10 protein-coding genes are annotated in these 10,495 nt (G+C 65.6%); 6 read left to right on the top strand and 4 right to left on the bottom strand.

Annotation, left to right across the window (positions count from 1 at the left end; all coding sequences use genetic code 11):
- On the bottom strand, positions 1–236 hold a 236-nt coding region (locus ACZ4LX_RS37250; protein WP_467651646.1), incomplete at its 3' end, for an RNA polymerase sigma factor sigma-70 region 4 domain-containing protein.
- An 888-nt stretch (positions 237–1,124) separates the two neighbouring features.
- Here ACZ4LX_RS37250 and ACZ4LX_RS37245 point away from each other — a divergent pair.
- A complete protein-coding gene (locus ACZ4LX_RS37245) occupies positions 1,125–1,856 on the top strand; it encodes a DUF5919 domain-containing protein (protein WP_467651647.1) in 732 nt (243 codons plus the stop codon).
- A 55-nt stretch (positions 1,857–1,911) separates the two neighbouring features.
- Here ACZ4LX_RS37245 and ACZ4LX_RS37240 read toward each other — a convergent pair whose 3' ends face one another.
- Entirely contained in the window at positions 1,912–2,739 is an 828-nt protein-coding gene (locus ACZ4LX_RS37240) for a hypothetical protein (protein WP_467651648.1), read from the bottom strand.
- Between the two features lie 219 nt (positions 2,740–2,958).
- Between ACZ4LX_RS37240 and ACZ4LX_RS37235 the strand changes: the two genes are divergently transcribed.
- The 5 genes from ACZ4LX_RS37235 to ACZ4LX_RS37215 all read left to right on the top strand — a co-directional run bounded on the left by ACZ4LX_RS37235 (position 2,959) and on the right by ACZ4LX_RS37215 (position 9,373).
- Positions 2,959–3,642: a hypothetical protein gene (locus tag ACZ4LX_RS37235; protein ID WP_467651657.1), complete on the top strand. Its 684-nt coding sequence runs from the start codon at positions 2,959–2,961 to the stop codon at positions 3,640–3,642.
- A gap of 92 nt (positions 3,643–3,734) precedes the next feature.
- Positions 3,735–5,162 carry a ParB N-terminal domain-containing protein gene (locus ACZ4LX_RS37230; protein ID WP_467651650.1) on the top strand — a complete coding sequence of 476 codons (1,428 nt, stop codon included), beginning with the start codon at positions 3,735–3,737 and terminating at the stop codon, positions 5,160–5,162.
- On the top strand, positions 5,162–6,991 hold the full coding sequence (locus ACZ4LX_RS37225; RefSeq protein ID WP_467651659.1) for a DEAD/DEAH box helicase: 1,830 nt from the start codon (positions 5,162–5,164) through the stop codon (positions 6,989–6,991). Before ACZ4LX_RS37230 ends, ACZ4LX_RS37225 begins: the two co-directional genes overlap by 1 nt.
- Positions 6,966–7,790 (top strand): protein NO VEIN domain-containing protein, encoded by an 825-nt coding sequence (locus ACZ4LX_RS37220; RefSeq protein ID WP_467651652.1) that lies wholly within the window; start codon positions 6,966–6,968, stop codon positions 7,788–7,790. The genes ACZ4LX_RS37225 and ACZ4LX_RS37220 overlap by 26 nt, the downstream gene beginning before the upstream one ends.
- A 290-nt stretch (positions 7,791–8,080) precedes the next feature.
- The gene (locus ACZ4LX_RS37215) at positions 8,081–9,373 is read left to right on the top strand and encodes a DNA cytosine methyltransferase (RefSeq protein WP_467651660.1); all 1,293 of its coding nucleotides are present in this window, start codon (positions 8,081–8,083) and stop codon (positions 9,371–9,373) included.
- Here ACZ4LX_RS37215 and ACZ4LX_RS37210 read toward each other — a convergent pair.
- Complete coding sequence (locus ACZ4LX_RS37210) at positions 9,308–9,766, bottom strand: very short patch repair endonuclease (protein ID WP_467651654.1); 459 nt, start codon at positions 9,764–9,766, stop codon at positions 9,308–9,310. The two genes, ACZ4LX_RS37215 and ACZ4LX_RS37210, sit on opposite strands and share 66 nt — an antisense overlap.
- Before the next feature lie 156 nt (positions 9,767–9,922).
- Positions 9,923–10,312: a hypothetical protein gene (locus ACZ4LX_RS37205; protein ID WP_467651656.1), complete on the bottom strand. Its 390-nt coding sequence runs from the start codon at positions 10,310–10,312 to the stop codon at positions 9,923–9,925.
- Positions 10,313–10,495: the final 183 nt, after the last annotated feature.

Below are 10,495 nucleotides of genomic sequence, written 5' to 3'. Positions count from 1 at the left end.
CCCGCTACGACAAGACCGCCGAGTCCTACCAGGCAGCCGTCACCCTCGCCTCGCTGCTGATGTGGGCGTGACACTTTGACGACAACTCCTAGGGCCTGGGCCGCCTCCTCGTAGCTGAGATCACCCCAGGCGGCCAGCAGCACGTCCCGGAGCCGAGCGGGCAGCTCTGCCGTCGCCGCAGCCCGCTCGCGGCGTACGGCCCGCGCCACCACCCGTTCCGCGGCCCGGTCGGCCATCGGCTCGTCGTGGCCGGTGAGGGGCCGGGACCCGGGCCATGGCCTTGAACCGGCGGGCCTTGGCCTGCCGCTGCGGGCCGAGCAGGTTAGCCGCTCTGCCGAATGGCCTGGCAGCCGAGGGAGGCGCCAGCCTGATGGTTCTGTCGGCCGTCGGCCCCTTGGCGTTCTTCCTCGATTTGCATTGACTACGATTCGACCGGTCCCGTGTGGGCATCCTCTTGCGCGTAACCGTGATCCGAAGTGGGTTGCTGCACGGTGGTGTTGGGCTCAGAATGTGATCGCAAAGGCGGCCGGAGAGGGGCAACGGGGCCCTGTTCCGCAGGGCGGTCCGGGGCAGCGAGCTCACGCAACAGCACCGCACTGACTGCTTCGACGGCCTCGGCGTTCAAGATTCCGAGGTAGACGTACGCCTTCCCGGTGGATGTCATCGCCGGGCGGATGTGGCGGTAACTGCGCTCCGGAAGTCCCAAACTGGCGAGGGCCGCCCTCAATCCTTCGCTTGCCGCCAGGGCGGCCGCACGGCTCTCCCGCCACTGCGGGAGGCCGAGGCCGGTCACTGGATCCCCTCGGTTACGTGAGGGTGCCTGCGGATCTTTACTGAGGCGTCGGTGGCGCGCGAGTAGTCTCCCGCGTCTCTGGCGGTCTGCCGCTGCTTAGCCAGGTCGGAGCAGACACAGCAGTCGTCCGCCGGCGCGGGTGGATCGGGCGGGATCGGGAGCTCGACAGGTCCGTCGGGTACGGGCTTCGGGTTCGTCATAGCGGTGAGGATGACCGCCCCTTTGGGACGTATCTCGCTAACACCAAGGACAGCTGGATGCTCTGCCGCTAGGTTCCAAGAAGGCCCAAACGTCGCAGGGGGAAGTCTTGAACGTCGCTCTACGATCGGCTATGTCGGATGCTCAGTTGTCACCCCGCAGGCTCGCGGCTCGCATCGGGGTCGCGCCGAAGACTGTAGAGCGATGGCTGGCCGACCCCGAACTGGTACCCCACGCAAGAAACCGTAGTGACGCCTGTCAGGCACTGAAGGTGGATGAACAGATGATCTGGCCGAAGGCTGTGCAGGCCCGGGTGAAGTCGGGCCATGACCGGGAACTTGTTCAGGCATACCCCTACCGGTCTGCATGCCCGTCGACCGTTTGGGGTGGGCTGATCGAGGGGGCTGTGGAAGAGATCTACCTGGCCGGATACACGAACTACTTCCTCTGGCTTGAGCAGCCGGCCTTCGTTGAGACCCTTCGAAGGAAGATCGATTCTGGTTGCCGAGTCCGGTTCCTGCTGGGGGATCCAGACGGCGAGGTCACCCGTCAGCGGGAGACCGTTGAGGATGTCGCACTGAGCGTTTCCACGCGTGTCCGGATCACTCTTGAGCACTTGGGGCGCCTTGGCGTAGCCAACCGTGTGGAGGCTCGTTTCAGCAACCATGAGGACGCTGTCAACCACGTGTCTCTCTCCGTGTTCCGATTTGACCAGGACGCGCTGGTTACTCCGCACCTCGCACGGCTTGTCGGACACGATTCGCCGTTGCTCCATCTTCGACGGCAGGGCGACGGCGGCATGTTTGACCGGTTCGCTGAACACGCCGAGGAGCTGTGGAGCCGGGGGGTGCCGGTGTCGGCGTGACCTTGGCTGGTGCGCCGCAGTCCACAGACCGGACTCCGTAGCGTGATTGACGCGGTCACCTCGCGGACTGCGTGGCCGCAGCAAGCATGAACGTGACGTCGCTATGCCGGCCGGCGTCGTCCAGTGCCGCCACAACGCCTAGGACGGCCTGCCTGTCAGCTCGTTCGGTGACGCTGATCAGTATCGCTTCGGCTGCGTCGTCAAGTCCTGCCGCGCGACACGAGGTCACGGCCTCGACGATGCCGGGGGCAGGGTAGGAAGCGCCTGCCTGCCAGAGCAGGAAGCCGGCCTCGTGATTCTGGCCAGCGGCGAGGTATCGGGCCACCAGTTTCGTTTCCGGCCAAGTAAGCTCTGCTGATTCTGTGGCGCGCCGGTCCCCCTCGCGAAGGGGGACCGGCGCCCCAATGTGTCCCTGTGGCACTGAAATTACGCGTCGCCGCGAACGGCGGCGCAATCGTCGCGCTCGCGCCAGCCCGGGATTCGAGACGCTGGGGGAGGCCGGCTGCTGGGCGGGCATCTCAGACCTTCCGGGCTGCTCGGCAGCCGCCCGATAGCCGACGGTGCAGCACGCGCAGTGCTTCGTCTTGGCAGCGAGGCGGAGGGCCAGAAGCTCGTCCAGGGTGTGAGGCAGGGGCCCGTTCCCGGACGTGGCGGCGTCCTTCTCCACCGTCGCGTAGAAGTCCCGCAGAAGCGATTCGTCTGGGATTCGCCCGGCATTGAGATGGTTTGAGAGGGTCGTTGGCTCCTGGCAGGCGTCCTTCGCGATCTGCGCCTGGGTGCGCGGGCTGCATTCCCGGATCTCACGTAGCGCCTCCGTCAGGGCGCGGTGGGCGGCGCTGATTTGAGACGGCAGTTCTTTCCAGTTTCTGCGGTTCACAGTCACGCAGGCAGACCTTCCGTTCACTTTGCGGTGAGGGGCAGACGCTAATTCTGTCGAAAATAGCGGTTCTTTGGGAGAGCGTGGATGTTTTCCGTACTGCCTCGAAACCTTGCGGGGCCTGGCGTGATGGGACGTCAGGGGGTCAGAGTGGAGATGTCCGTGAGAGGGCCAGCCGCCTGGCGCTCGCGTATTGCCATGTACCTGAAGCGAAAGGGCCTCTGGATGACTCTGCCGTCCTGGCAGGACGAAAACCTCGGAACGATGAAGCGCGCAGCGCTCTGGCTGGTGACTGTTGTGGGGGAGGGCAGCATCTTCACCAAGGAGGAGCTCAAGGACGCTCTCCCTGGCGTCAGCCAGGTGGACCGCCGGGTCCGTGAGCTCCGGGACCACGGCTGGAAGATCGATACCCACCGCGAGGACGCCCGTCTGGGGCAGCACGAGCAGCGGTTCGTCGCACAGGGGGAGCCTGTCTGGATCCGTGGCAAGGGGACCAGGGCCAGCTCGTCGCTGACGGAAACCCAGCGCCGTAAGGTTCTTGCCCGTGACGGTCACCGCTGCCGGTCGTGCGGGATTACGCCCGGCCAGACGTATGCCGGCACTTTCGAGACGGCCCAGATCGACATCGCCCGGCGGCGCGTCAAGCTGCCTGACGGATCCACTGGAGTGCAGCACATCGCCGAGTGCAACCGCTGCCGCGTGGGCGGGCGCTTCCTGGAAGCCGACCTGGAAGCTGTGCTGGACGGCGTCTCCAAGCTCAGCGGCCTGAACCGGAAGACTATCGCGGGCTGGGTTGCCGCTGATGAACGCGAGTTCAGCGTGGTGGAGCGCCTCTGGTCCGATATCCGCACGCTGCCGGCGGAGTCGCGTGACGAAGTCCGCAAGGCCCTTGGGCTTCCGCCTGCCTGATGCCCGACATTCGGCTCATGGCGGGGCTGCTGTGGGCGGCGGCCCCGCCATGAGCTGAGATGGACCCTTTGAGTATGAGGAGAGAACGGACCGTGACTGAGAACGCCAGGGACTTCGGCCTGCCGCCGCACGCCGCCAAGAACAAGGTGACCGTCGAGGGGCGCCTTCAGGACGCGGCCGCAGGCAGCGGCCTCCAGGAAACCCTGACGATCGAGTGGCGTACGAAGCCGCAGGTGGTGCAGGTCATCGATATGCCGGTGGACTCGCTCTACTACAACCCTGGAACGCACAGGATCCAGGCGCAGCGGAGTTTCGACCCCCGGCTGGACCGACGGCTCGACGAAGACCCGTGGAGCGACGAGAGCCAGGACTACCTGGACAGCCTCCTGAAGGCCGAACCTTCCGATCCTTCTAAGCGGGACAAGGATTTCGACGCGCTTCAGCAGAGCCTCAAGGACTTCCGGCAGAACGAACCGGGGCTGATTACCCGCGAGGGCGTTCTCGTCAACGGCAACACCAGGGCCGCGGCCCTGAAGGAACTCGGGGTGGCCGAGATCAGGGTGGCCGTCCTGCCGGAATCCTGCACGTGGGCGGACATCAACCGCGTTGAGCTGTCCTTGCAGCTGCGCCACGACACCCGCCGCCCCTACTCGTACATTAACCGGCTGCTCACCATCGACGAGCAGGTGGAGGCTGGCCGCCCGTTGAAGGAGGTCGCTCGGGACTTCCGCATCAGGGAATCGACGGCCGAGCAGGACTTGTGGGTACTCAACTGCCTCCGGGACCTGACGGAGAGGTCGTCCGCAAACGACGTGCAGCTCCGCCTGCTTGACTTCGAGGATGCCCAGGAGAGGCTGCGCGAGGTGCATCGCGCCTATGCCAAGGAATCCAAGGCCAACGCGGAGAGGGCTGAGCTCCTTAAGGAGAACCGTCTTGCCGCCATCGTGATGAACTTTTCCAAGACCGACCTCCGCCTCATCGAGCCGGACTTCCGCGACCGCTACCTGGAGGCCCGTCTGCCCGAGAAGCTGAAGCCAGCACCGGCAGCGGCTCCGGGGCGGGTGATTCCCGGACTCAACCGCGCGGTGAGGGCTGAGGTGCCCCGGGTGGCGGCGGCCAGGGCGTTCACTGACTCAGTTCTCCGGGCGAAGGCCGTGGTCAAGGCGAAGGCTGGCAAGGTTCCTGCGCCCCAGCAGGAAGAGGCGGCAGCCCTCTTCGAGGCCGCGCACGGCGCGGTCGAGCGAGCGCTTGAGCCGGCTGGCAAGGACGCCCGTGTCCGCAAGCGGAAGCAGGCTGCCCCCGACCGCCTCAACGACGCCTGCGAGGACATCGAGCAGTGCATCACTGACATGGTTCTGGCCAGCGCGGCGAACAACCTCGATGAGGAAGCCCTGGACGAGGCTGTTCTTAAGCTGAAGGCGACTTTGACGAAGCTGGCCCAGGCCACTGCCCGGACCATCCAGGTGCCTGGCGACGGAGTCGAGTGGCTTCGTGACGCGGTGCAGCAGGACCCGTCGTGATCAAGACATCTGATGAATCGTCCCTGCACATCAGCCTGGACGTAACGAGGACCAAGGCCGTCCTGCGGGTGGGCGAGCCCTACCGCCCTGATCTGACGCGGCTCGCGGCCCGGTTCCCTGGCGGCAGTCCGCGCGGCCGTCTCGCACTGGAGATGGACCTCGATGACCTCCTCGTAGGCATCGACGCGCTAGCGGACTGGCCGCACCCCGACTCCGTGGTGTGGTCCGACGAACTCAGCGCCCTGGTCGGGGAAGTCCTTGACGACGCCGACCGGGCCGAGGAACAGCTCAACTCGCCTACCCCGGCTGAGTACTGGGATGACAGTGCCGTGGAAGCGGCACTTGGCCCCGGTTGGTGCGCTGGTCTCACGGAGTTCCAGCGACGGGATCTCGCGCGTTTGCTGTCGCTGCGGCACGGTGCCAACTTCAGTGTTCCCGGTGCCGGAAAGACCCGTGTGGGTTTGGCGGTGTACGCCGCCATGCGTGAACGCGGCGAGGTGCGCCGGCTTCTGGTGGTCAGCCCCAAATCGGCGTATGAGTCATGGCTTTCAGAGGGTGAGTTCTGCTTCAGGCAGCCGCCGCACACGGTTGTGATGGATAAGACACCTGATCTCAGAGCAGAGATCATGATCGTCAACTACGAACGTCTGGACCGGTCGCTGGCGGCGCTCGCGGACTGGCTGAGAGGGGCGCCATCCATGATCATTTTGGATGAGGCGCACCGGATGAAACTTGGGGCCAGGGGAACGTATGGAAGCGCCTGCATGGCGCTTGGCCCCCTTACCCGCCGACGCCTCATCCTCACCGGGACGCCCGCCCCGAACGGGTCCCGGGACCTTGAGAATCTTCTGTCGTTCGTGTGGCCCGGGCATGGGCGCAGAGTGGTGACCCAGGCTGTGGCCGGCGGTGACCTCGCGTACGCGAGCTCGGTGCTGAGGCCCCTGTTTACGCGTACGACGAAGAAGGAACTGGGCCTTCCGCCTTTCGAGACGCGGATCCGACGCCTGAGGATGCCGGAACTGCACCGTGAGGTGTATGACGCGCTCGTAGGACGTTTCACCGCACGGGCCGAGGCGTCGCGGGATGACTTCGACACCCTGGGTAAGTCCATGCTGCGCCTGTTGATGGCGGCTACGAGCCCTGCGCTGCTTATCGAAGGCGAGAGGGGCCACGAGCCGCTGACCTTCCATGTGCCGCCTCTTGAGGTGCCGGAAGGCGAATCTCTGTACGCGCTCATGAAGAACCTGCCCGCGCATGAGCTGTCCCCGAAGTACAAGGAAGCACTCAGCATCGTCGCTGCAAACGCCGCGATGGGGCGGAAGACCCTTGTATGGGCGACTTTCGTGCGCAGCATCACCACGATGGAGAGCCTGTTCGCGGCGTACCAGCCGGCGGTTGTCCACGGCGGAACGCTCGACCGGGAGGAACAGATCAGGCGGTTCCGTGAGGATCCCGACTGTCATGTCCTCCTGTCCAACCCCGCCACTCTTGGCGAGGGAATCAGCCTGCACCACGTCTGCCATGACGCTGTCTACGTCGACCGCGATTTCATGGCAGGGCGATTCCTGCAGAGCCTGGACCGGATTCACCGGCTCGGGCTGGCCCCCGGCACCCAGACGCGTGTCACCGTCCTGGCGGTCGAGGGCACGATTGATGAGGTGGTGGCCATGAGGCTTGAGGAGAAGCTTGAGTTCATGGGCCGGATCCTCGACGACCCCGCGGTGCAGCAGCTCGCCGACCTGGTGGATGAGCCTTCCGGCGCCGCCGGCATGGACATGGCTGACGTCCGTGCCCTGCTGGAACATGTCGATGCCGTCGCTGCCCACTGAGGCGACGCGCCAGGCGGCGCTTCGCTGGCTGGCTGAACTGCGAGTGGCAGGGGTTCCACGGGTGCGGGCGCTCTTCACGCATCACCCGTGGTACGCGGATCTCACGCCGGCTCAGTACGCCGAAGGCCTTGCCTGGCTCAGGCGGGCTGGCATGGTGACTGCCGCAGGCCGGCCTGTCGTGGACGTAGGGGACTGCGTGGTGACGGGCGGCGGGGAACGGGCGCCGGTTCCCCGTGTTCTGTGGAACCAGGAGGCCGAGGCGGCAAGGCGAGCTGTCGGGGCTGCGGGTGAACAAGCGCTGCTCCGGCTGTTGCGCGACAACGGGATCTCGCATGTCAGACATGTGGCCGCAGAGTCTGACGCCTACGGATACGACATACAGGCCGCGAGGTCCGTACTGGAGCGGGCGCACATTGAGGTGAAGTCGACCACTGACCCGACTCGTCTGGCAATTCACCTGTCGAGGCACGAGTACGAGGTGATGTCGCGAGACGAGGACTGGTGCCTTGCCGCTGTTCTCGTCGCCAGTGACGGGAGCGCGGTGAACGTGGCTACGGTCGGCAGGCACTGGATCCACTCGGCTGTCCCCGCTGACCAGACGACGCGCGGACGCTGGGAGTCGGTGCGTCTCGATGTTCCGGCCCATGCGCTCGCACCGGGGCTGACAGCACGGGCATGGCAGCCGCTGCCGGACGGTGTGCTGCCGGTGTGCTCTGTCTGGAACTGTCCGCCGGCGGCGAGCGGCGCTGAGCGTGGCGGCCGGCCGACGCGGCAGGAACTGCAATCCAGCCTGGATTAGCATGTACGTTCGATTATGATTCTTTCGGTGTCTGCCGTGAGCTCCGAAGCGTCAGCCGGGGTTCCGCCGTGCCGTCCAAGAGGGCATCGTGCCGCCCAGGGACCTCGAAGCCTCGGGCCCCGGTAGGCTCTGTCCGTATCGCATTTCAACTTGGCCCAAAGTGGCTGGCCGACACACTTGGCCGTGTGGCCCGCGAGGACCTGTCGCGACGCGGGGTTCTTCGATGGTCATTCGTACGTACAAAGAGGAGACCGGAGCCGATGGCCCTCCAGCCGCACCAGGGGGGCCCGATGGGGCCCAGCGAAGATGTGCTGACCTCGATTGAGATCTGCGCGGGGGCGGGCGGGCAGGCCATCGGCCTCCACAAGGCGGGTTTCAAGCACCTGGCGCTCGTGGAGATTGACCCCCACGCTTCGGAAACGCTCCGGCTCAACATCGGCAGGCTGGCGGAGTGGCGGTGGGAGAAGGAGTACTGCGACGTCATCTCTGGTGACGTCAACGATTTCGCCCCTCTGTCTTCCGAAGAAAAAGAATCAGATGTGAAGAAGGCGCAGGGGTACCTGGGAAAGCCGCTAGCCAAGGGTGATCTTCATCTTCTGGCCGGTGGAGTTCCATGCCCGCCCTTCTCGCATGCGGGAAAGCAGCTCGGCAAGGATGATGAGCGTGACCTTTTCCCGCGCATCCTTGACCTCACCGACGAGCTTCGCCCTGAAGCGGTGATGATCGAGAACGTGCGCGGTATCAAGGACGCGAAGTTCGACGAGTACCGCACCTACATCGAGGCGCGCCTTGAGGGCGGACCGGCTAGGCACCCCGTTACCGGGGTCTCCGAGAACTTCTCCGGTCTGGGCTACCGAGTCTGCGAATGGGAAGTGCTGGAGGCCAGTGACTTCGGTGTTCCGCAGTTGCGCCCCAGGGCCGTGTTGGTGGCCATTCGCAAGGATGTGCTGGGGGACCTCAAATTCGTGTGGCCGACGGCCACAGGGGCTCCCAGGAGTGTCTTCCAGGCACTGGAGAAGTCCATGGGACTCAGGTATGCGCCGTACTTGAAGCAGGGAGGAGAAGTCGCACGCCTCGCGAAGAAATGCCTCGACCAGTGGAGAGAAAAGGCGCGGAGCGCGGAGAGCCGGAAAGATTCCGGCGTGGCCCCCACTCTGGTTGGTGGATCGAAGAAACACGGTGGCGCAGATCTTGGCCCGAGCCGCGCGAAGGCCGCGTGGAACGTCATGGGAGTCTCTGGCGTTGGTGTCGCCAACGCGTACGAGGAAAGCGTCCAAAAGGACAGTCATGAGCGAGATCTCTTCAGGAATGAAGGGCCGATGCTGACCGTTGAACAGGCCGCGATCATCCAGGGATTTCCGGAGAACTGGGAATTCCACGGCGGGAAGACCGCACGCTACCGGCAGGTCGGCAATGCGTTTCCGCCGCCAGTCGCGGCCGCGGTGGGCCAGGCCATCGCGGACGTGCTGCGCGCTGCCCACGAACGTGACCGGCTCGCGGCGGAATCCCTTGCCGGACTACCCGGACAAGCGGCGTCGGCGCTCTCGGACCGTGCTGACGATCCTCAGGGCGCACGCGTCTGAGTCCTGGTGCTCCCAGAAGCGCAGGACCAGCCAGCCCGCCTCGGTGAGGCGCTGGTCGGTATCGCGGTCCCTGGCCATGTTCCTGGACACCTTGTCTGACCAGTAGCCCGGATTGGTCTTGGGAGCGACGTAGTGCTCGGGGCAGCCGTGCCAATAGCAGCCGTCGATGAATACGGCCACCTTCGCCGGGCGGAAGACCAGGTCAGCTGTCCGGCGAAGGTCTGGCAACGGTCTGGCGGCGACCCGGTACCGCAGTCCGTTCGCATGCACGAGCCGCCGGATGAGCCGCTCCGGCTGCGTGTCACGGCTGCGGATTGCCTGCATGTTTCTCCTGCGCGCCGCAGAAGAGGACCACGAACCGTCTGGCGGGGTCCAGTCTGTGGGCTCAGGCACCGAAGTCACTCCAGAATCGTCGTCATGGCACTTCAATAGTGGCTGCTTCACCGAGGCGGGACGAGTCGACCGTCCGGAAGCGAACGTAGGGTACCGACTCACCCGAGGTACTGGCGGCAGGGATGAATGTATGAGGGCACGGGAAGTTGGGAGCCCCTACCCCCCGAACCACTCCCGGACCTCCGGCTGGTTCGGCCGGACGATGAGCAGGATGGCCAGGACGAGCCAGACCAGAAGCAGGATCAGGACCGGGACGAAGAGCCACACCATGACCGTGAAGGCCAGCGCCACCCAGGCGTAGGCCATGGCCGAATTGCGTACGTTGGGGTGGCGGGTCGGGAATTTGAGGGCGGTGGTGATGCCCCAGGCGGCGACCGCCATGATGAGGATGCCGACGAAGACGACCGTGCCCGAGTGTGCCTCGCCGGCCGTCTCGTAGTACGTGGGCGACGGGTTGTCCTCGCCCCAGATGGCGGTGGCGATGGACACGCTGTTGGTCACCGCGGCGAGGCCTGCGACGGCCTGGATGCCTCCGACGACCATCATCAGGACCCGCAGGCTCGCGACCGGGGGCGGCAATTGACCGGCTGCGGGAGCCGGACCTGAGGCGAATCCACCGCCGCCGGGCGGACGCGGGGGGTGCCTCTATGTCCTTCGTCAAGGTATCCCTGTCGGGTTTGGTGTGGTTCGGGGTGTTGGGGTTATGCGGCGAGCTCGATGTCCTTCGGT

Source organism: Streptomyces sp. NPDC026062 (genome assembly GCF_055568375.1).
The sequence above is the reverse complement of the archived record's forward strand: the minus strand, read 5'-3'. Positions and strand labels throughout refer to the sequence as shown.

Coding starts and splice junctions, on each gene's coding strand:
- ACZ4LX_RS37245 (WP_467651647.1), top strand. CDS start 1,125: ATGTCGGATGCTCAGTTGTCACCCCGCAGGCTCGCGGCTCGCATCGGG.
- ACZ4LX_RS37235 (WP_467651657.1), top strand. CDS start 2,959: ATGACTCTGCCGTCCTGGCAGGACGAAAACCTCGGAACGATGAAGCGC.
- ACZ4LX_RS37220 (WP_467651652.1), top strand. CDS start 6,966: ATGTCGATGCCGTCGCTGCCCACTGAGGCGACGCGCCAGGCGGCGCTT.
- ACZ4LX_RS37215 (WP_467651660.1), top strand. CDS start 8,081: ATGGGGCCCAGCGAAGATGTGCTGACCTCGATTGAGATCTGCGCGGGG.
- ACZ4LX_RS37205 (WP_467651656.1), bottom strand. CDS start 10,312: ATGATGGTCGTCGGAGGCATCCAGGCCGTCGCAGGCCTCGCCGCGGTG.